Origin of the sequence: Lentzea miocenica, assembly GCF_033949945.1 — a bacterium.
In the GTDB taxonomy this organism is placed as follows: Bacteria; Actinomycetota; Actinomycetes; order Mycobacteriales; family Pseudonocardiaceae; genus Lentzea; species Lentzea miocenica.
Genome location: NZ_JAXAVW010000001.1, coordinates 159,626 through 179,307 on the forward strand (window position 1 = coordinate 159,626; position 19,682 = coordinate 179,307).

At 68.8% G+C, this 19,682-nt stretch carries 17 protein-coding genes; 9 read left to right on the forward strand and 8 right to left on the reverse strand.

The genetic code is table 11. The features are described 5' to 3' along the window. Nucleotides 1-9: 9 nt before the first annotated feature. The 4 genes from SK803_RS00790 (at nucleotide 10) to fxsT (ending at nucleotide 5,981) form a co-directional block, all read left to right on the forward strand. Nucleotides 10-1,395: a PP2C family protein-serine/threonine phosphatase gene (locus tag SK803_RS00790; RefSeq protein WP_319963724.1), complete on the forward strand. Its 1,386-nt coding sequence runs from the start codon at nucleotides 10-12 to the stop codon at nucleotides 1,393-1,395. Between the two features lie 85 nt (nucleotides 1,396-1,480). Beyond that, nucleotides 1,481-3,112 (forward strand): PHP domain-containing protein, encoded by a 1,632-nt coding sequence (locus tag SK803_RS00795; RefSeq protein ID WP_319963725.1) that lies wholly within the window; start codon nucleotides 1,481-1,483, stop codon nucleotides 3,110-3,112. A gap of 36 nt (nucleotides 3,113-3,148) precedes the next feature. Beyond that, nucleotides 3,149-3,361 carry a hypothetical protein gene (locus SK803_RS00800; protein ID WP_319963726.1) on the forward strand — a complete coding sequence of 71 codons (213 nt, stop codon included), beginning with the start codon at nucleotides 3,149-3,151 and terminating at the stop codon, nucleotides 3,359-3,361. A 55-nt stretch (nucleotides 3,362-3,416) separates the two neighbouring features. Further along, the gene (gene fxsT / locus SK803_RS00805; protein WP_319963727.1) at nucleotides 3,417-5,981 is read left to right on the forward strand and encodes an FxSxx-COOH system tetratricopeptide repeat protein; all 2,565 of its coding nucleotides are present in this window, start codon (nucleotides 3,417-3,419) and stop codon (nucleotides 5,979-5,981) included. On the opposite strand, the gene SK803_RS00810 is transcribed toward fxsT, so the two are convergent. Next, a complete protein-coding gene (locus SK803_RS00810) occupies nucleotides 5,974-6,582 on the reverse strand; it encodes an alpha-ketoglutarate-dependent dioxygenase AlkB (RefSeq protein ID WP_319963728.1) in 609 nt (202 codons plus the stop codon). The two genes, fxsT and SK803_RS00810, sit on opposite strands and share 8 nt — an antisense overlap. Before the next feature lie 37 nt (nucleotides 6,583-6,619). Beyond that, nucleotides 6,620-7,159, reverse strand: a complete 540-nt coding sequence (locus tag SK803_RS00815; protein WP_319963729.1) for a TetR/AcrR family transcriptional regulator — start codon at nucleotides 7,157-7,159, stop codon at nucleotides 6,620-6,622. 49 nt (nucleotides 7,160-7,208) lie between these two features. On the opposite strand from SK803_RS00815, the gene SK803_RS00820 reads away from it, so the two are divergent. Further along, nucleotides 7,209-8,807 (forward strand): AMP-dependent synthetase/ligase, encoded by a 1,599-nt coding sequence (locus SK803_RS00820; protein ID WP_319963730.1) that lies wholly within the window; start codon nucleotides 7,209-7,211, stop codon nucleotides 8,805-8,807. 76 nt (nucleotides 8,808-8,883) lie between these two features. On the opposite strand, the gene SK803_RS00825 is transcribed toward SK803_RS00820, so the two are convergent. Further along, complete coding sequence (locus tag SK803_RS00825) at nucleotides 8,884-9,621, reverse strand: PRC and DUF2382 domain-containing protein (protein ID WP_319963731.1); 738 nt, start codon at nucleotides 9,619-9,621, stop codon at nucleotides 8,884-8,886. 128 nt (nucleotides 9,622-9,749) lie between these two features. After that, on the reverse strand, nucleotides 9,750-10,454 hold the full coding sequence (locus SK803_RS00830) for an SDR family oxidoreductase (protein ID WP_319963732.1): 705 nt from the start codon (nucleotides 10,452-10,454) through the stop codon (nucleotides 9,750-9,752). An 84-nt stretch (nucleotides 10,455-10,538) separates the two neighbouring features. On the opposite strand from SK803_RS00830, the gene SK803_RS00835 reads away from it, so the two are divergent. Beyond that, entirely contained in the window at nucleotides 10,539-11,396 is an 858-nt protein-coding gene (locus tag SK803_RS00835; protein ID WP_319963733.1) for a LysR family transcriptional regulator, read from the forward strand. Here the strand turns inward: SK803_RS00835 and ilvD are convergent. The 4 genes from ilvD to SK803_RS00855 all read right to left on the reverse strand — a co-directional run bounded on the left by ilvD (nucleotide 11,373) and on the right by SK803_RS00855 (nucleotide 16,879). Then, the gene (gene ilvD, locus SK803_RS00840) at nucleotides 11,373-13,061 is read right to left on the reverse strand and encodes a dihydroxy-acid dehydratase (protein WP_319963734.1); all 1,689 of its coding nucleotides are present in this window, start codon (nucleotides 13,059-13,061) and stop codon (nucleotides 11,373-11,375) included. The genes SK803_RS00835 and ilvD overlap by 24 nt on opposite strands. 19 nt (nucleotides 13,062-13,080) lie before the next feature. Continuing rightward, entirely contained in the window at nucleotides 13,081-14,253 is a 1,173-nt protein-coding gene (locus SK803_RS00845; RefSeq protein WP_319963735.1) for an alginate lyase family protein, read from the reverse strand. A gap of 166 nt (nucleotides 14,254-14,419) precedes the next feature. Next, nucleotides 14,420-15,886, reverse strand: coding sequence for a DUF1996 domain-containing protein (locus tag SK803_RS00850; protein ID WP_319963736.1), 1,467 nt, complete (start codon nucleotides 15,884-15,886; stop codon nucleotides 14,420-14,422). Nucleotides 15,887-15,973: 87 nt separating this feature from the next. Next, the gene (locus tag SK803_RS00855) at nucleotides 15,974-16,879 is read right to left on the reverse strand and encodes a DUF4142 domain-containing protein (protein WP_319963737.1); all 906 of its coding nucleotides are present in this window, start codon (nucleotides 16,877-16,879) and stop codon (nucleotides 15,974-15,976) included. 142 nt (nucleotides 16,880-17,021) lie between these two features. Between SK803_RS00855 and SK803_RS00860 the strand changes: the two genes are divergently transcribed. From SK803_RS00860 to SK803_RS00870, 3 genes are all read left to right on the forward strand, one after another. After that, a complete protein-coding gene (locus SK803_RS00860; RefSeq protein WP_319963738.1) occupies nucleotides 17,022-17,780 on the forward strand; it encodes an SGNH/GDSL hydrolase family protein in 759 nt (252 codons plus the stop codon). Next, nucleotides 17,777-18,085, forward strand: coding sequence for a hypothetical protein (locus SK803_RS00865; protein ID WP_319963739.1), 309 nt, complete (start codon nucleotides 17,777-17,779; stop codon nucleotides 18,083-18,085). The genes SK803_RS00860 and SK803_RS00865 overlap by 4 nt, the downstream gene beginning before the upstream one ends. A gap of 171 nt (nucleotides 18,086-18,256) precedes the next feature. Further along, entirely contained in the window at nucleotides 18,257-19,657 is a 1,401-nt protein-coding gene (locus SK803_RS00870) for an ABC transporter substrate-binding protein (RefSeq protein ID WP_319963740.1), read from the forward strand. Nucleotides 19,658-19,682 lie beyond the last annotated feature (25 nt).

Consider the following 19,682-nt stretch of genomic DNA (forward strand, 5'->3'; position numbering starts at 1 on the left):
CAACACCGGATGAGCAGCGCCGTGGGGATCGACCTCGACGGCTGGCAGCGCCTGGTTGACGGGCTCCGCGAAGCCGTCCTCGTCGTCGACCCCGCCGGGGTGGTCCGCGTGCGCAACGCCGCGGCCGCCGCGCGGTTCCCCCGCCTGGGCCTCGGCGGGCACTTCGACATGCACGTCGCGGGCCGCCAGCACGACCTCGGCGAGGGCTGGAGTGCCTGGTACTTCACGGACTCCGCGCTCGATCACGCCCATCTGCGGCTCGCCGGCGGAACCTCGCGCGAGGCGACGCTGAAGACGATCGTGCGGCTCGCGGCGGAGCTGCTGGGGGAGCACTGCGTCGCCGTGGTGCCCGCGACGCGGGATCGCCTGGAGTGGTGGCGGTGCGGCGGCGGGGAACCGACGGTCTTGCGGTCGCCACGGCGGGCGACCTCGATCTCCGAGGTGCTGACGGGCACCTCCACACTGACCAGGATCACCTCTTTGGGTGAAGGTAGCTGGGGAGTACCTGAAGATTTCGGCTGCGCGCTGGCCGTGCCGCTGGGCGTCGGCGGCGCGCTGGTCGTGCTGCGCCAGGGTGACTTCGCGCCGAACGACGTCGAGCGCATCCGGCTGTTCGGCAAGCACGCGGCCGTCGCGCTGGAGTCCGCGTCGAAGCTGACCGAGCAGCAGCGGACGATCGACGTGCTGCGGTCGGCGTTGCTGCCGTTGCCGTTGCCCGAGGTGCGTGGCGTGTCGATGGCCTCGGTGTTCATCCCGGCGCACCAACGCGCGTTGGTCGGCGGCGACTTCTACGACGTGCACCCGCGCACGGACGGTTCGGCGACGTTCGCGCTGGGCGACGTCTGCGGCCACGGCCTGGAAGCCGCGGTCCACAGTGGACGTGTGCGGCAGTCGTTGCAGGCGCTGTCGCTGGTCGAGACGAACCCGGTGCGGCTGCTGCACCTGCTGAACACGTCGTTGCGCGCCACCGGTTCGAAGCTGTTCACCACGATCGTCGTGGGTGAGATGGTGCCGCTGTCGACCGGCGGCATGCGGCTCTCGCTCGCGTCCGGCGGGCATCCCGTGCCGTTGGTCCTGCGCGCGGACGGCACCGTGCAGGAGGTGAGCGCTCCTGGTGCGATTGTCGGCATCCTGTCCGATGTCCGGTTCTCCGGCGAGCAGATCACGCTGGCGCCGGGGGACACGCTGGTGCTGTATTCCGACGGCTTCACCGAGGCCCGCGCGCACACCGACCGCACCGAGCTGTTCGGCGAGCAGCGGCTGCGGGCGGTGCTGAAGGAGTGCAAGGGGCTGTCCGCGGAGGAGATCGCCCGGCACTGCGAGGAGGCCGTGCTCAAGTGGCTCGACCGCGATGACCACGACGATCTCGCTCTGCTGGCCGTCCAAGCCCAATGATCCGGGCGCTGTGAATGAAATTCCCGGTACAAGCGTTCATGAGCCGTTCGTTTGCCACGACAGATTGACCGGCTGAGATCTGCCCATGTCCCACTCTCACGATCACTCGCACGGTGATCACACGCACCACCACCACGAGGTAGAGCCGGTTGAGGGCAGCTGGCTCGACCCCGGGGACGACCGGCCGTCGTCGGTCGAGCGCCGCAAGTTCCTCGCCGGCCTGGGCATCGCGGCCGGTGCCGTCGGTGCGGTCGCCGTCGGCACGGGCAAGGCCGAGGCCCACGTCCCCGTCAACCCGTGGGGCGGCGGTGAGCGCTGGTACTCCGGCGACCACCACATCCACACCCAGTACTCAGACGACGGCCAGTACACGATCGCGCAGCAGGTCGGGAAGGCCCACGAGTTCGGCCTCGACTGGATCGTCATCACCGACCACGGTGGCGTCGCGCACCAGAAGTTCTCGATCGACCAGATCACGCCGGACATCGAGCGCGTCCGCCGGTCGCAGCGCGACGTGCTGGTCTACCAGGGCCTGGAGTGGAACATCCCGGGCGCCGAGCACGCCACCGTGTTCATGCCGCCCGGCAAGCACACCGTCGACATCCTGAAGGCGTTCGAGCTGTCCTACGACGGCCGCATCGCCGGCAACGGCGAACCTCTCGCCCTGGCCGCGCTGCGGTACCTGGAGGCGCAGGTCCTGTCCGGACGGACCGAGATCGCCCTGATGTTCGCGAACCACCCGTCCCGGCGCGGCGTGGACAGCCCGCACGAGATCCGCGGCTGGCGCGACGCGGCCCCCGGCGTCGCGGTCGGCATGGAGGGCGCGCCCGGCCACCAGGCCGCCGGCATGCCGAAGTCCGCGGGCGGCCCCGGCCGTGCGCGCGGCTACTACGACACGCCTGCCCCCGGACCGGAGTCGTTCCCCGGCTACCCGTTGGAGTCCTACCGCACGCACGGCGGTTTCGACTGGATGACCGCCAAGGTCGGCGGCCTGTGGGACTCCCTGCTCGCCGAGGGACGCCCGTGGTGGATCACCGCGAACTCGGACGTGCACCAGGTGTTCGGCGACACCCTCACACCGGGCAAGCAGGACTACGCCACGACCGGTTCGAAGGGCGCGCCGATCGACTCGGGCGTCAAGCAGACCGGCTACGGCGACTTCTTCCCCGGCCAGTACGGCGCGAACGTCGTCGGCGCCCGGTCGAAGTCCTATGTGGACATCATGCGCGGCTTGCAGTCCGGCAAGGTGCTGACCGTGCACGGCCGCCTGATCGACGGCCTGGAGCTGCGCGTGCGCTCCCGCGACGACCTGCGCGGCGTGACGCTGGGCGGGCGGACGTTCGTGCGCCGCGGCGGCGACGTCGAGGTCACGATCGAGATCGACCGCGCCTCTGGCCCGAACTTCGCGGGCGCCAGGCCCGTCCTGGCCAAGGTCGACCTGATCTCGGGCCCGGTGACCGGCCCGTCCGCGGACCGCGACCGGTTCCTGGCGCCGGAGACCGCGGTCGCGAAGACGTTCGAGGTGCCGCGCACGGGCAAGATCCGGTTCACGCACACCTTCAAGAACATCGAGCGGTCGTTCTACCTGCGGCTGCGGGGAAGCGACGGCAAGCGGCTCACCTCGTCCGGTGACCCGATGGTCGACGAGATCGCGAACTCGGACCCCTGGGCGGACCTCTGGTTCTACGCCAACCCGGTGTTCGTGGACGTGATCTGACGCCTTCTGTCCTTTGAGGACCGCTGGTCGCCGGCGGTGCTGAACACGGTTGCCGCCGTGCTCAGCCCGTCGGCGCGCGGCTCCGATGACGGACAGCAGCTGCAGCTTCTCGTAGCTCTCGCTGCCCGGCGTGGCGGTGTAGACCAGCAGGTAGTGGGACTGGAACGGGTCGAGCAACGTCTGGCAGTGCAGTTCCAGCGCTCCGACGCCCGGTGGTCCGGCGCCGCGGTCCGCGCTGGAGTCCGCTGATGCCTGCACGCTTGGAATTGCAACAATCCGGGCGGCTCAAACGATCTGAGAGGGCATGGCGGACGGCAATCCCCGGCGGGTGTTCATCAGTCACACCTCGGAGCTGCGCAGGTATCCGGCGGGCAAGTCGTTCGTGGCGGCTGTGGAGTCGGCGGTGAACCGTGCGGGCGACGCGGTGACCGACATGGCCTACTTCGCCGCGCGCGACCAAGCCCCCGCGGAGGTGTGCCGTGAGGCGGTGACGGGCGCGGACGTGTACGTGCTCATCGCCGGGTTCCGCTACGGGTCGCCGGTGCGGGACCGGCCCGAGCTGTCCTACACGGAGCTGGAGTTCGAGGTGGCGAGCGAGCTGGGGCTGCCGCGGTTGGTGTTCGTGCTCGACGATGACGCGGAGGGACCTGGCGGGTTGTTCCGCGACCCTGAGCACGGGGCGCTGCAGGAGGGTTTCCGGCGGCGGCTGCAGGACAGCGGCGTGACCACGGCCTTCGTGTCCTCGCCGGACGGACTTGAGACAGCGGTGCTGCACGCGTTGACCACCCTGCACCGCCCGCAGACCGCCGTGGCGGGCAGAGTCGTGACGCGCGTGTGGAACGTGCCCAGCCGCCCGGCCACGTTCACCGGCAGAGAGGGCTTGCTGGCGGAGTTGCGGCAGACGCTGGCCGGTGACGGTCCCGCGGTGGTCAGGGCACTTCACGCGATGGGCGGAGTCGGCAAGACCACCACCGCCATCGAGTACGCCCACCGGTTCGCCGGCGAGTACGACGTCGGGTGGTGGATCTCCGCGGAGCGTCCTGAGCTGATCCCGGAGCAACTGACCGACCTGGCACAGGCGTTGCGGCTGGCGGTGCCGGGTGAGCCGGTCGAGGTGGTTCTCGCACGACTGCTGGGCCACCTGAAGAACCACCCGAGGTCGCTGCTGGTGTTCGACAACGCCGAGTCGCCCGGCGACCTGGCACGGTTCCTGCCGGGTGGTGCGGTTCGGGTGCTGATCACGTCACGCTGCCCGGATTGGCAGGACGTGGCGACCCAGGTCGAGGTCACGGTGTTCTCGCCGGAGGAATCCGCCGCGCTGCTGAGGAAACGGGTCGTGGGCCTCGGTGATGCCGATGCACGACGGCTCGCAGAGGCGTTGGGACACCTGCCGCTCGCGCTGGATCAGGCTGCCGCTCTGCTCGCGGACGGCGGGTTGACCCCCGACAGCTACCTGAAGCTCCTGGAGACCCGAGCTGTCGAGCTCCTGGGTCATGACTTCGCCAACAGGAACACCGTGGGCGGCCGACTGTCGGTGGCGGCGTCGTGGTCGGTCGCCTTCGAGGCTCTCGCCGCCGGCGACCCGGCTGGGTTGCAGCTGCTGAACCTGATGGCGTGGCTGGCGCCGGAACCCGTTCCGCTGACGTTGATCACCGATCACCCGGACGTGCTGCCCGAGCCGCTGGCCACCGTCGCCGCCGACCCCCTTGCCGTTGCCTCGACCCTGCACGGCCTCAAGCGCCGGGCGCTGGCTCGTGTCGAACCCGGCAGCATCCTCCTGCACCGCATTCCCGCCGCTCTGCTGCGAGACGCGGTGCACGACAGTTCGTCCGTGTCCGCGCCGGACGCCGGATGGCCCGCTCTTGCTTTGCGCCTCTTGAGCGAGGTCGTTCCTCGCGATCCGTGGAACAACCCGTCTGGGTGGCCCGTCTGGCATCGGCTGCTCCCTCATGCCCTGACTGCCACCGCACCTGATCGGGGCACTCTCCTCGCGTCGGAGGTTGCGTGGCTTCTCGGTCGCACGTCTGTGTATCTGCGTGCTCGCGGTCAGCATCGTCAGGCTCTGGATCTCGCCCAACGTGCATACGACCTGAGTGGTCCTCACGGGGAGAACGACGATCGCGAAGTTCTCATCTACGTCGACAATCTCGCTGTTTCCCTTCGAGACGTCGGGGAGTATCCGAAAGCACGGGCGTTGGACGAGGGCCTCGTCCAACGCAGTCGTCGCGACTTCGGCGACGACCACCCTTCCACTCTCCGAGCTGTCAACAGCCTTGCCTTGGATCTCCGCGGTCTGGGAGAACACCTGAAGGCGTGGGAGTTGAACGCGGAGAACCTTCAGCGACGGCGCCAGGTGCTCGGTGATGATCACTCTGACACCCTTGGATCGGCTACCAACCTGGCCTGCAGTCTCCGCGATCTGGGTGAGTATGCGAAGGCGCGGGAGTTGGACGAGGACACTCTTCGTCGTTGCCGTCGGGTGCTGGGTCATGATCACCCCGACACCCTCATGTCCTCCTACAACCTTGCCGGAGTCATGTCGGATCTGGGTGAGTATGCGAAGGCGCGGGAGTTGGGCGAGGACACTCTTCGTCGTTGCCATCGGGTGCTGGGTCATGATCACCCCGACACCCTCATGTCGGCCAGCAACCTTGCCGGATTCATGTCGGATCTGGGCGAGTATGCGAAGGCGCGGGAGTTGGACGAGGACACTCTTCGTCGTCGCCGTCAGGTACTGGGTGACGACCACCCCGATACCCTCAGGTCCGCCCGCAACCTTGCCATCGACCTGCGTCACCTGGGGGAGCACCATGCGGCGGAGGCCCTCGAACAGTGGGCCAAAGACCGCGAGAGCCGTTCTGCTACCTGACGCCGTGCGGGCGGAACTGGATGCTGATGCGCGGCCCCACGACCTTCGCGGTCTTCGGGATCGCGTGCTCCCAGGTCCGTTGGCACGAGCCGCCCATCACCAGCAGGTCCCCGTGCCCCAACGCGTACTTGTGCGTCTCACCGCCGCCGCGCGGCCGCAGCAACAGAGCCCGCGGCGTGCCGACGGACAGGATGGCGACCATCGTGTCCTCGGTCTGCCCGCGACCGATCGTGTCGCCATGCCACGCCACGCTGTCGCGCCCATCGCGGTAGTAGCAGAGACCGGCGGTCGTGAAGGGCTCGTGCAGCTCGGGCAGGTAGTGGGCCGAGAGCGCTGAGCGGGCTGTGGTCAGGACGCCGAACGGCAACGAACCGCTGTAGAAGCAGAGCAGACGCGGCACGTCCACCACGTTGTCGTACATCTGCCGGCGTTCGGCGCGCCACGGCACCTCGTCGACGAGTTGGTCGAACAGTGCGTCGGCGCCCGCGAGCCAGCCTGGCTGGACGTCGATCCACGCGCCGTGGCCCAGTTCGGTGCGGCGCGGGTCGAGCGGGGCCAGTTCCGGCTCCGCGTCCAGGTCGAACAGGGATCCCTGGCGCATGGATCGCAGGATAATCGAACATGTGTTCTACGGCCAGTCAGGGCTTCAGGACGGCCCAGACGGCGTCCGCGACGATCTCGCGGGCTTCGGCCAGGTCGAACACCCCGAGCAGGAACCGGCGCACCGACTCGTGCGCCGGTCCCATCACCACGGTCTCCAACGCCCACGGCGGGACCGTGCGCAGTTCGCCGGACGCCATCCGGTCGAGGAACCAGGCCAGCACCGGCGCGAACTCCGCCATCTTGGCGGCCGGGTCGGCGTGGTCCGGTGCGGCGTAGAGGAAGCGGGCCCTGCTGGGGTTCGCCATGACCCAGTCGAGATAGTTCAGGGTCACGGCGCGCACGCCCGCGGAGGCCGTCGGTGCGTCGAGGGCGGGGAGCATCGCGGCGACGCAGCGGGCGTAGCTGTCGGCGTAGAGCTGGGCGAAGACGCCTGCGCGGCTGCCGAAGTGGTGGTAGATGCTGCCGTTCGACATGCCGGACCGCTCGGTCAGTGCCGCGATCGTGACGGCGTCCAGGCCGCCTTCTTCGACGAGCTTCAGTGCCGCGTCGAGGAGAGACTGTCTTCGGTCGGCCACGAGGGTTAGAGTACCGCTCTGGAGCAACGCTCCAGAGAAGGGGAGAGCAATGGCGCTGTCGATTCCCGACCTGCTGCGCGAGCGGGTCGCCCGCACGCCCGATGCCGAGGCGATGCGGTATCGCGGCGAGAGCGGCTGGGTCTCGCTCACCTGGGCTGAGCTGCAGGAGCGTGTCGCCGCGGAGGCGTTCGGGCTGCGGGGCGCCGGTCTGGGCAAAGGGGACCGGGTCGCGTTGATGGGCGGCACGAGCATCGAGTGGATCGTCACCGATCTCGCTGTGCTCGCGGCCGGTGGCGCCACCACGACGATCTACCCGAACAGCACGAAGAGCGAGGTCGCGCACATCGTCAGCGACTCCGGCAGCCGCATGGTGGTCGTCGAGACCGACGAGCACGCGGAACTGATGCCCGCGGACGTCGAGGTGCTGCGGTTCGGCGCGATTCCGCGGGGCGAAGGCGACTACGACGCGTTGATCGGCGAGATCGCGCCCGGCGACCTGGCGACGTTGATCTACACGTCGGGCACGACCGGCACGCCCAAAGGCGTCGAGCTCACCCACGACAACTGGCTGACGACGTCGGAAGCCATTGCGTCCCTTGGCATTCTGCAGCCCACCGACCTGCACTTCCTGTGGTTGCCGCTGTCGCACGCGTTCGGCAAGGTGCTGACGATGGCGATGATCGCCGCGGGCGTGCCCACCGCGATCGACGGCAAGGTCGAGCGGATCGTCGACAACCTCGGCGAACTCAAGCCCACGATCGTGGCCGCCGCGCCGCGCATCTTCGAGAAGATCCACGGGCGGATCGTCGCGGGTGCGCGGGCCAAGGGCGGGCTGACCGAGAAGATCTTCCGGTGGGCCGATCGTGATCACGGGCCCGCGACGCGCTGGCTCGCGGATCGGTTGGTGTACCGCAAGTTGCGCGACCGCGTCGGTGGGCGGATCCGGTACTTCGTGTCGGGCTCGGCACCGCTCGCCGGGGAGATCGCGGAGTTCTTCGAGCGGGCCGGGATCACGATCCTCGAGGGCTACGGGCTCACCGAGTCGTCCGCGGGGTCGTTCTTCAACCGGCCGGGCATGATCAAGATCGGCACGGTCGGGCCGCCGATCCCGGGCATGGAGGTCAAGATCGCGGACGACGGCGAGGTCCTGCTCAAGGGGCCCGGCGTCATGCGCGGCTACCACAACCGGCCGGACGCCACCGCCGAGTCGGTGGTCGACGGCTGGCTGCACACCGGGGACATCGGCGAGCTCGACGACGCGGGGCGGCTGAAGATCACCGACCGCAAGAAGGAGCTGATCAAGACCTCGGGCGGCAAGTACGTGGCGCCCACCCGGATCGAGAGCATGATCAACGCGGCGTCGCCGTACATCAGCAACGTGATCGTGCACGGCGACCGCCGCAAGTACTGCGTCGCGCTCGTGACGCTCGACCCGGACACCGCGAACGGCCTGACCAACGCGGACGACGAGGTCGAGAGCGCCATCAAGTCCGTCAACGCACAGCTCGCGCGGCACGAGACGATCAAGCGCTTCGCCGTGCTGGAGCACGACTTCAGCGTCGAGGACGGGTTGCTGACCGCGTCGCTGAAGCCGCGTCGCCGCGAGATCGAGAAGCGCTACGCGGACGTTCTCGACAGCTTGTACTAGGCCAAGGCACCAGCGAGCCGCCCACCGGCGGAAGTGGTGGGCGGCTCGCTGGTGGTTCCGCAAGCGGTCGTCGCGGTCAGCGGCGGCCGCGCGGTTCGTCGTCGCGTTCGACCTCGACGCGTTCCTTGCGGACCTCGCCCTTGATGTCCTTCTGCTCGGTGACCGCGTCTTTCTCCAGCCGCACCCGCTCCACGGCCTCGGTGCGCTTCTGCACCACCGGTTCCTCGCGGTGCAGGGTGATCTCCGCCTGTTCGTCGGCGAACGCCTTGCCCGTGCTGCCTTCCGCCGGCTCGCGGACGACCCTGACCTCCTCGTGCGTCACCGGCACGGTGACGTTGCGCTGTTCGGTGACCGTGTGCTTGACCAGCCGCACCCGGCCCGTCTCGACGCTGCGGGTGCCGACGTCGAGCTTCTCCTCCGAGAGCGTGACCTCTGCCGCGTCACCGGTGCCCCGGCCCCGGCCGGCGAGCCGGTCGTGCTCGCCGGTCTTGGCCTGCGGGATCCTCATCCCGTAGTGCCGGTAGAGCGCTTCCTGCTCCTGGTCGGACATGTGGTCGCCCGAGGTGTGCAGGCTCGGCGCTTCCTTCACCTGCTCCTTGGTGACGGGGACGGTGATCGCGCCACCCGCCACCTGTCCCTGCTGGATCGGGACGAAGCTCTCCTTCATGCCGAACAGTCCGGTGTGGACCTCTGCCCACATGGGTTTGCCGGTGCCGTCTTCCAGCCACACCCGCTTGACCGAACCGATCTTCTCGCCCCTGTTGTCGATCACGTCGCAGTCGTACAGGGCCTGAACGTGCGTCTGATCGATCATCGCGCTGTCCCTCCGCGTTGGCTGTCGGCTTGCAAACGCGAAATACCCGCCGCTGTGAGCTCGATCTCGGGTGCCCTCCGACCGGGTTACCGCGCCCTCACGAGCAATTCAGTCGAGTGGGTGACCTTTCACCAGGCGACGACGCCCTCGTCGTCGAAGAAGCCGCCGCGCGGCCCGTCGTCCGGCAGGGTGGCGAGCCGGAGCGCGATCGCGGCGCCCTGCTCGGGCGTCCGCGGTGAGGCGAAGCCGGTGAAGTCGGTCGCGACGTAGCCGGGGCAGCAGGCGTTCACGATGACGTTCGTGTCGGCGAACGCCCGCGCGTACTGGACGGTGATGCTGTTGAGCATCGACTTCGACGGCGCGTACGCGGCCATGATCGGACCGGTTCGCAACGCCAGCGAACCCATGTTGCTCGACACGTTGACGATCCGCGGCGAGGTGGCGCGGCGCAGCAGCGGGAGCATCGCGTTCGTCACCCGGACCACGCCGAACACGTTCGTGTCGAGGACGGTGCGGACGACGTCGAGGTCGAGCGTCGCAGGGTCCTGCGCTCCCGCGTCGGTTCGCCCGCCGATGCCGGCGTTGTTGACGATCACGTCGAGTCGCTCGATCGTCGCCGCGGCCTCCCTGACGCTGTCGTCGGAGGTGACGTCCAGAGCGATCCCGAACGCGTCGATTCCGTTGGCGCGCAGGCGTTCGACGGCGTCCTTGCGGCGGACGTCGTCGCGTGCGCCCACCGCGACCCTGAAGCCGATCGCGCCGAGCCCCTGGGCGATGGCGAAGCCGATTCCCTTGTTCGCGCCGGTGACCAGCGCGGTTCTCGTGTCCTTCACGCCTCCATGCTCGGCGGGCCGCCCGCCCGCTGTCCAAGATCGATTCAGTAAGCTCTGATACCTGCCGGGTATTAGGCTTCGGTCGTGGACGATCTCGAAACCCGCGAACTCCGGTACTTCGTGGCCGTCGCGGAGGAGCTCCACTTCGGACGCGCCGCCGAACGGCTCGGGATCGCGCAGCCGCCGCTCTCCCGGGCGATCCTCCAGCTGGAACGGCGGCTCGGCGTCAAGCTCCTCGACCGGGACCGTCGCGGCGCGGCGCTCACCGACGCGGGCCGGGTGCTGCTGCGGGAAGCGAGAACGGCCCTCGACGCGGTCGCGGCCGCTGTTCGCCGGACGCGCCGCGCGGGGGACCCGGAACGGCCGCTGGTGCTCGTGACGAAGGCCGGAGCGTCCCACGAGCTGTTGCGCGTGCTCCTCGACGCGCTGGCGGGTGAACCCGGCGCGGCGCCGGTCGAGGTCCTCCTGTGCGAGGTGGGGGAGCAGGCCCACCGGCTCCGCGACGGGCAGGCCGACGTGGCGCTCATGCACCGCCCGTTCGACGACCTCGCCGGGTTCGACACCGAGGACCTCCACACCGAGGGCCAGGTCGCGATCGTGCCCGCGGCGCATCCGCTCGCGGCACGTGATCAGCTCACGATGGCGGACGTCCGCGACGTGCCGGACCTGCCGATCGCCCGCTGGCCCCGGCTCGACGGGACCTACCCGGACGGGCCGGGACCGGAGGTGCGCACCCAGTCGCAGCTCGCCCAGCTCGTGGCGCTCGGCAGGGCCCTGCTCGTCATCCCCGCCTCCAGCCGCGCCTGGCAGTGGCCGGAACACGTCGCGGTGCCCGTCGTCGACGCGCCGGACGTCACCACGGTGATCGCCTGGCCGCGGGGCGGTCACGCCGCGGCCAGGCTCCGTGACACCGCGCGTCTAGTCGCAGACCGCCCCGCGTGACGCCGAACCGACGAGCTTCGCGTACTTGGCCAGCACGCCGCGTTCGTAGCGCGGGGGCAACGGCGCCCAGCCCTCGCGGCGGCTCTCCAGGTCAGCGTCGACGTCGAGCGTGCCGGACGCGACGTTGAGGGTGATCTGGTCGCCGTCGCGGACGAACGCGATGGGCCCGCCGTCGACCGCCTCCGGTGCCACGTGCCCGACGCACAACCCCGTGGTGCCACCGGAGAACCGGCCGTCGGTGAGCAGCAGGACGTCCTTGCCGAGACCCGCGCCCTTGATCGCCGCGGTGATGGCGAGCATCTCGCGCATGCCCGGCCCGCCCTTGGGGCCCTCGTAGCGGATCACCACGACGTCGCCGGCGGTGATCGTGCCGTCCTCCAGCGCGTCCATCGCGGCACGTTCGCGGTCGAACACCCGCGCGGTGCCGGTGAAGACGTCCGAGTCGAAGCCGGCCGACTTGACCACGGCGCCCTCCGGGGCGAGCGAGCCCTTCAGGATGGTGATGCCGCCGGTGTGGTGGATGGGCTTGTCGAGCGCCCGCAGGACGAGGCCGTCGGGGTCGGGTGGCGCGATGTCGGCGAGGTTCTCCGCGACCGTGCGGCCGGTGACGGTGAGGCAGTCGCCGTGCAGCAGACCTGCGTCCAGCAGCGCCTTCATCACCACGGGCACGCCGCCGATGCGGTCGACGTCGGTCATCACGTGCCGCCCGAACGGCTTCACGTCGGCCAGGTGCGGCACCCGCGCGCCGATGCGGCTGAAGTCGTCCAGGGTGAGCTCGACGCCGGCCTCGTGCGCGATCGCGAGCAGGTGCAGCACCGCGTTGGTGGAGCCGCCGAACGCCATGACGACGGCGATCGCGTTCTCGAACGCCTCACGCGTCATGATCTGGCGCGCCGTGATGCCCTTGCGCAGCATCTCGACCACGGCCTGGCCGGAGCGGCGCGCGAACCCGTCGCGGCGCCGGTCGGTGGCAGGGGGAGCGGCACTGCCGGGCAACGACATGCCGAGGGCCTCGGCCGCGCTGGCCATGGTGTTCGCCGTGTACATGCCACCGCACGCGCCCTCACCGGGGCAGATCGCGCGTTCGATCAGGTCGACGTCCTCGCGGCTCATCAGCCCGCGCGCACAGGCCCCGACGGCCTCGAACGCGTCGATGATCGTGACTTCCTTCTCGGTGCCGTCGGTCAGCGTGACCCGGCCGGGCAGGATCGACCCGGCGTAGAGGAACACGCTCGCCAGGTCGAGCCGCGCCGCCGCCATCAGCATGCCCGGCAACGACTTGTCGCAGCCCGCCAGCAGCACCGAGCCGTCGAGCCGCTCGGCCTGCATCACCGTCTCGACGCTGTCCGCGATCACCTCGCGCGACACCAGCGAGAAGTGCATGCCCTCGTGGCCCATCGAGATGCCGTCCGACACGGAGATCGTGCCGAACTCCAGCGGATACCCGCCCGCCGCGTGCACGCCGTCCTTGGACGCCTTCGCGAGGCGGTCCAGCGACAGGTTGCACGGCGTGATCTCGTTCCACGACGAGGCGACGCCGATCTGCGGCTTCTCCCAGTCCTCGTCGCCCATGCCGACGGCCCGGAGCATGCCGCGCGCGGCGGTGCGCTCCAGGCCGTCGGTCACGTCGCGGCTGCGTGGCTTCACGTCCGGTGTTTCGGTCATGAGGGCACGCTAGTCGGTCCTAGCTGGGGTTGGCTGCGTGAGTCAGCGTCTCCCAGGCGATGAACAGGTTGTCGGTCCCGTGTGGACGATGGGACTCGGTGTAGAGCTTGGTGTTCGCCATCGCGATGCCCAGCCTGGTGTTCAACGCGTTGTAGCTGACCTCCGGGGTCGGGCCGAGCTCACGGCTGTACGAGCCGCCGCACAGCCAGGAGGGCACCGGTTCGCCGTTCTGGTACTTGGTGTGCAGGCCCCACGCGTGGCGCATCCGTTCCCGGATCTCGCCCCAGATGTCCTGGCCCTGGTGCCGTGCGGTCTCCGCGAAGTGCGAGGCAGCCGAGAGCCCGTACGCGGTGTGCGCGAAGTCCCGGCAGGTCTCCTGGGTCAGGCCGTCCACGAACGTGGACTGGTTGTGCCAGTAGGAGATGATCTCCGCGCGGGTGTCGATGCCGCTGCCCGGCGGCGTCTTCGGCAGTGCGCCGTCGGTGGTCAGGTAGATGAACGCCTGGATGCGGGTGCGGAAGATGCCGACGGCCTTGTCGTAGGCCGCCCTGTCCTCCAGGAACACCGCGATGCCGAGTGAGGCCTCCATCATGCTGAGTTCCCAGTTGCCGTTGGTGTTCGCGCGGCCGTTCTGGATCTCGGGGAGGTAGACGTCGCGGAGCATGGTGCCGAACCTGGCGCTGTTGGGCCAGGTTCCGTAGACGTGCTTGATGATCTCCGCGGCCTTGGGCCAGCTCGAGGCGGACCACGCGGTCTGCAGCGGGGCGTTCGAGTTGGTGTGGTCGCGAATCGTCGCCGACCAGGCGTCCATGATCTGGATCGCCTTGGCCGCGTACCTGTTGTCGCGCGTCACGTACCAGGCCAGCGACAGGGTGTAGGCGGCGAGAGCGTCCTCGCGTTCGTCGGTGCAGCCGTAGTTCGGGTTGCTGACCGGGCCGCACTCGACGACGGCCCTCGGTTTCGGCGTGCGGTTCAGGTCGGCGTACTTCGAGGCCATCATGCGGTCGTAGGCGAGTTTCCACGGCTGCGCGCCGGCCTGGACCTTGGCGCGCACGAAATCCAGCTGTGGCCGGGAAACAACGACTCCCGGGTGGACGAACGTCGCCGGCGCCGCCGAAGCGGACTGACCGGTGACCGGTACTACGAGAGAGGCCAGCAGTGCGATCAGCACCGCGCAGGAACGGGTGACCATGGGCTCAGTGTTAGTGGTCTATACCTTTACGTCAATCTTCCCGGTACGAGGTTCACGTCGGTGAACAGTTCAGACTCGTGAACACAGCGGATTCGCTGCCGCGCAACGAAAATCCCCCGGTGCGCGGGAGGTGCACCGGGGGATTTCGGTCAAACGGTCTTCAGCGTCACTCGCGGCACTTCTTGCCGGTGTTCACGCAGTTGACCAGGCGGTTCATGATCTGCTGCGACATCACGTTCGCGAAGTCGTCGTGGTCGGAGAAGGGGTTGTGCTCTTCCTCCGGGAACGAGTCCACCGCGTACCGGCCGGCCTTCTGGATCTCCAGCGGGATGTTGTAGGTCAGCGAGATCCGCAGCTGCGGAACGGCCTTCGTGCCCTTCTTGCACTTGCCGTTCGCGTCCGGGAACGAGATGTGGTCGCGGTGGTTCGCCGAGTCGATGTTCTTGCCGTCCCAGCAGCTCGGGAAGTCGTGGACGCGCTTGACCTTCGAGCCCTGCGGGCAGATCGGGTACTTGTTGATCAGCACCTTGTCCTCGAAGCCGGTGCAGGTCCACGAGTCCTTGGCGTTCTTGGTGCCGTTGGTCGAGACCTTGGCGTCGCCGTAGAGCACGCGCAGGAACTTCGGCATCGCGACGACCTTGCCGGTGGGTGAGCCGCGGAACTGCAGGTCGACGACCTCGGGGCGCTGGATCTCGCCCTCGTTGCCCTCGAGCTCGTTGTTCGCGTTCTCCTCGGGGTTGTTCTGGTTCTTCTTGTTCTCGACGCCCTCGGCCTGGGCCTCGTTGTTCTCGGCGCCGTTGTCGAGCGCGGCGGCCTCGTTCGCTTCCTTGACCGCGCAGGCGGCGGCGGGGTTCAGGTCGGGGGCCTGCTTGCCCTGGCGGCTGAACGCCAGCATCATCCGGTTCAGGATGGCGGCGCGCTTCTCACGCGTCGGGCCGACGATGACGTTGTCGACGTCCTGGGCCTTGGTCTGCTCAAGCTTCTTCTCGGCCTCGTCGGTGACCTTCTCGACGTTCGCGAGTTCCTTGTCGATCTCGGCCTGGGCGGCGTCCGGCACGTCCTCGGGGAGCAGGGACGCGACGTCGGGGCACTCGAGGCGGGCAGCGGCCTTGTCGGCCTTGTCCTTTTCCTGCTGAGCCTTGTCGTCCTTCTTCGGCGGCGCCTGCTCTTCCTCCGGAGCCGCGGCTTCCTCTTCCTCGCCGTCGTTGATGCGCACGACGGGCCAGAAGTAGGCGGACTTGTCGCCGTTCTTGCAGGTCGTGCCGGCCTTCTGCAGCGACTTGTTGTTGGAGTCCGCGTTCGTGGACAGGTTGCCGACGTAGTCGTGCAGGTGCTGGGCGCCGTTGCGGACACCGGGCTGCGCGATGAAGTTGTCCGGGTTGAAGTGCCCGTTCTCGTTGCGGCCGCAGTTGACCGTGAACGTACCTGTGGTGGCGTCGTTCTCCGGCTTTGGTTTCTTGACGTTCGGCTTCACCTTGGTGATGTCGACAAACTGGGACTTGTCCGCACCGTCGGCGAGCGCGGCGCCATCAGAAGAACTGATGGCCACCACCGCGGCACCGCCAGCGACCAGCGCCATCGCCGCTGCGGCGGCGGTCAGCCAGATCGTGGATTTCCTACGGTGAAAAGCCATTTGCCACCTCGTGTAGTCCGATAAAACGGCATGGTGAAGATGACGGCGGTTAGCCGTGTTGTTCGGGTTGAACTTCGGTGTGCGTTTTTAGTACGAGCGAGATTTCCGCCGTGTCTTCTTGGAACGGGATATGAATCGCATCCCAACCAGCGCGAGCGCGAGCACCGCTATCGCACCGAAGAAAACACCGTTGTTGTCCCCGAACACGCCTTGCTCGGCGGTGCGGGTGAACTTGGTGCCCTCCGGCACGGTCGGGATCACGCCGTCGGTCGGGTTCGCGGAAGCGTCCGCGTTGTTCGCGTTGTCCCCGGTCGGTTCCGGTGCCCCGGAGGCCGCGGGTGGGGGTGCGAGCGGCTGCGGGGACTCCAGTCCGGCGAAGTCGACGCGACCGGTCTCCTCGAGCACCTTCATGTGGTCGAAGACGGTGATCATCGCTTGCGTGGAAAGGATGCGGACGAGTTCGTTCTTCGTGCCCGCCCGGATCTGCGCGGCATAGGCGTAGACCTTGCCGTGGGCCGCGCGGAGCCGGTTGGCGAAGACGACGTCGAACTCGTCGCCGTTCGCCGCGTCCATCTCGGCGAGCCAGCCCTTCTGCTCGTCGCTGGCCTCCGTGGGCAACGTGTGGCCGAGCAGTACGCCCGCCCGGTTCACCACGTTGTCCAGCAGCGTGTGGCCCTCGATGAGGTGCTTGCAGGCTTCCTGGATCTTCGGCTGGTCCGCCCGCTTGGCCTTGCCCTTCTCGCCGGCGGGCTTCTCCCACAACCCGGCCTGCTTGACCCGGTTCAGGAAATCCCGGTCGGCGGGTCCGAGCGGACCCCACTGCGTCTGCACGGTCTCGTCACCCGTCCCGGCGCTACCGGGAGGCGGGGTGGAGATCGGCGTGGACGGAGTAGTAGTAGCGGGCTGGCCGGCAGCGCTCCCGGTGTTGAGCAGCACGGCCAGCGCACAGCCGGCCAACGCGACCAGTAGTCGCGTCGGCTTCGCCAAGTCCATGGGGAGTCGCACGAACGGGGATACGGCCAGGAATGGGAGTGCGCCTCAGTTCGAGACACCGCCGTTATCGAACCGTTATCGAGTCCAGCGCAACCCCGCTCCGGCTGCACGGCTGTCACCTGCACGACTTAGGGTCGTGAGCATGAGCAAGCGTTTTGTGGCGTTGGGGGACTCGTTCACCGAGGGAGTGGGCGACGACGACGCCAGCCGTCCGAACGGTGTGCGCGGCTGGGCGGACCGCGTGGCCGATGTCCTGGGGTCCGCCGATCCGGAGTTCGCCTACGCCAACCTGGCCGTCCGCGGCCGGTTGCTGCCGCAGGTGCTCGGCGAGCAGCTCGAGCGCGCTCTCGCGATGAAGCCCGACCTCGTCTCGCTCTACGCGGGTGGGAACGATCTCATGCGGCCGAAGGTGGACATCGACGCGTTGATGCGCCGATACCGCGCGGCCGTCGCGCGCGCACACAACGCGGGCGCGCGGGTCATCCTCTTCACCGGTGTGGACGGTGCCGACGACCCGGTGTTCCGCAAGATGCGTGGTCGCGTGGCCATCTACAACGAGCACGTGCGCGCGATCGCCGTCGAGCACTCGTGCGTTCTGGTCGACATGTGGGCGATGCGCCAGCTGCGTGACCGTCGCATGTGGTCGCCGGACCGGTTGCACCTCAACTCGCTGGGGCACGCCGAGGTCGCCATTTCCGTTCTCGACGGTCTTGGCGTCCCGCACTCTCTGGAACGGGCGGTGCTCGGTGTCGCTCCGCTGGTCGACCGCCGCGTCCGGCGAGCGGAGGACATGCGGTGGGCGCGCGAGCACGTCGTGCCGTGGGTGATGCGGCGGTTGCGCGGCGAGTCGTCGGGCGACGTGATCCGGCCGCGCCGGCCGGAGCTGCTGCCGCCGTCGTGAAGATCTACGCGCGGCAGGCCGTCGGTTCGACCTGGAAGTACCACGAGACCGATGACGAGGGCTGGGACCACCGGACGGTGTCGCTGCGGGAGGACTGGACGCCGGTGGTCGCCGCCGCCCTCGCCGAGGCGCGCCCCAGTTCCGAGCGCGACTGGGGTCAGGTGGCGTGGGTCAGCGTGGACGAATGGCTCCGCCGGCCCGATGTCGAGCTGATCACCGCAGTGAAGTTCGAAGAGGTCTGGAGCCTGGCTCGCGGTGCGCTCGGCCTGCCGGTGGAGGTCCGGCCGTACCGGGGCAACGAGTAGAACGTGTTCCTTGGGCCGAGGTGGACTAACGACGCAACCTCGCTTTGGTGACGACTTTTCCGCTGATTCTTTGCAGATAGAACGTGTTCTAAAATCGGTGTGCTCCACCTGGGTGAAATCGCTGGTGGGAGGCTCGGCCTGGATTGATGCAGAGCCCTAGCGTTCGTCCGCATGCATCGCAGGGCTGCGCTGATCGCTTTGACGGTCTGCGCGTTGATCGCGGGCTGCGGAAGCAGGCTCACCGACGAGCAACGCGCGGCACTTGTCGTGCCTCAAGGTGGAGGCTCGGGGACACAGGAAGGCACCGCGCAGGGCGAGGACGGCGCGGTGCCCGGCACCGACGGCACCGCGGGTCAACCGGGCGCGAACAACCCGCAGCAACCCAACAAGCAGCCGAACCCGCCGGGGAGCATCGCGGGCGGCTGCCAGGGCACCGGTGGCGCCACGGACAAGGGCGTCACGGCCGGCGAGATCACGATCGCCAACATCTCGGACATCAGCGGCCCGGTGCCCGGCATCTTCCAGTCGGCGCAGCAGGCCACCAAGGCGTTCGTGGAGTACTTCAACGCCACCCAGGGCGCGGTCTGCGGGCGCAAGCTCAAGCTCGTCTCGTTCGACTCCCGCACCGACAGCGGCGGCGACCAGCAGGCCACCTCACAGGCCTGTGAGCAGGCGTTCGCGCTGGTCGGGTCGATGTCGGCGTTCGACCAGGGTGGCGGACCGGCTGCGGCGGGGTGTGGCATCCCGGACCTGCGGGCCTCGACGGTCACCGCGCAACGGCAACGCACGGCCGTGAGCTTCGGTGTCGCGTCCAACGTGGTGAACCTGGTGTCGTCGGCGGGCCCCGACCTGGTCAAGTCGAGCTTTCCCGGCGGCATCAACGCCGCGGCGTACCTCTACCTCAACGCCGACGCGAGCGCGCAGAACGCCCGCAGCATGCAGAAGGCGGCCGAGGCGCGCGGGATCAAGTTCGTCTACTCGCAGGCCATCGACATCACGGACGTCAACTACGCGCCGTACGTGGCCAAGCTGAAGGAGACCGGAACCAAGATCGTCTACTGGATCGGGTCGGCGCAGTACGCGGTGCGGTTGCAGCAGGCCATGCGGCAGCAGGGATACACGCCGGAAGCGTTCATCACGGACCCGACCGCGTACGACCCGCAGTACATCCGGCAGGGCGGCGCGGCGGTCGACGGCACCGTCGTCTACACGAACGGCGCGCTGTTCGAGGAGTCCAACGCCCAGGTGGCGCTGTACAAGCAATGGCTCGGCCGGGTGGCGCCCGGTGCGGCGCCGTCGTACTTCGGGATGTTCGCGTGGGCCGCGGCACGGTTGTTCGTCACGACGGCGGCGAAGGTGGGGCCGCAGCTCACCCGCAAGGCGATGCTGGACGCGATCCGCGGGGTGCACGACTTCACGGCCGAGGGGATGGTGGCGCCGCAGGACGTGGGCGGGAAACGGACTTCGGCCTGCATGACGCTGGTGCGGTTGAAGGGCGGGGCGTGGTCACGGCTCGCTCCGGCGTCCGGGTACTCGTGCGGTTCGCTGATCGACACGGGGGTGGGCGGATGACAGGGATGTGCGCCGGCCTGGCCGC

What these genes read in the sequence shown, in the direction of transcription:
- SK803_RS00860 (WP_319963738.1), top strand. Translation starts at nt 17,022, where the DNA reads ATGAGCAAGCGTTTTGTGGCGTTGGGGGACTCGTTCACCGAGGGAGTG.
- SK803_RS00810 (WP_319963728.1), bottom strand. Translation starts at nt 6,582, where the DNA reads ATGCGCCAGGGATCCCTGTTCGACCTGGACGCGGAGCCGGAACTGGCC.
- fxsT (WP_319963727.1), top strand. Translation starts at nt 3,417, where the DNA reads ATGGCGGACGGCAATCCCCGGCGGGTGTTCATCAGTCACACCTCGGAG.
- SK803_RS00795 (WP_319963725.1), top strand. Translation starts at nt 1,481, where the DNA reads ATGTCCCACTCTCACGATCACTCGCACGGTGATCACACGCACCACCAC.
- SK803_RS00790 (WP_319963724.1), top strand. Translation starts at nt 10, where the DNA reads ATGAGCAGCGCCGTGGGGATCGACCTCGACGGCTGGCAGCGCCTGGTT.
- ilvD (WP_319963734.1), bottom strand. Translation starts at nt 13,061, where the DNA reads ATGACCGAAACACCGGACGTGAAGCCACGCAGCCGCGACGTGACCGAC.
- SK803_RS00845 (WP_319963735.1), bottom strand. Translation starts at nt 14,253, where the DNA reads ATGGTCACCCGTTCCTGCGCGGTGCTGATCGCACTGCTGGCCTCTCTC.
- SK803_RS00870 (WP_319963740.1), top strand. Translation starts at nt 18,257, where the DNA reads ATGCATCGCAGGGCTGCGCTGATCGCTTTGACGGTCTGCGCGTTGATC.
- SK803_RS00825 (WP_319963731.1), bottom strand. Translation starts at nt 9,621, where the DNA reads ATGATCGATCAGACGCACGTTCAGGCCCTGTACGACTGCGACGTGATC.
- SK803_RS00855 (WP_319963737.1), bottom strand. Translation starts at nt 16,879, where the DNA reads ATGGACTTGGCGAAGCCGACGCGACTACTGGTCGCGTTGGCCGGCTGT.
- SK803_RS00850 (WP_319963736.1), bottom strand. Translation starts at nt 15,886, where the DNA reads ATGGCTTTTCACCGTAGGAAATCCACGATCTGGCTGACCGCCGCCGCA.
- SK803_RS00820 (WP_319963730.1), top strand. Translation starts at nt 7,209, where the DNA reads ATGGCGCTGTCGATTCCCGACCTGCTGCGCGAGCGGGTCGCCCGCACG.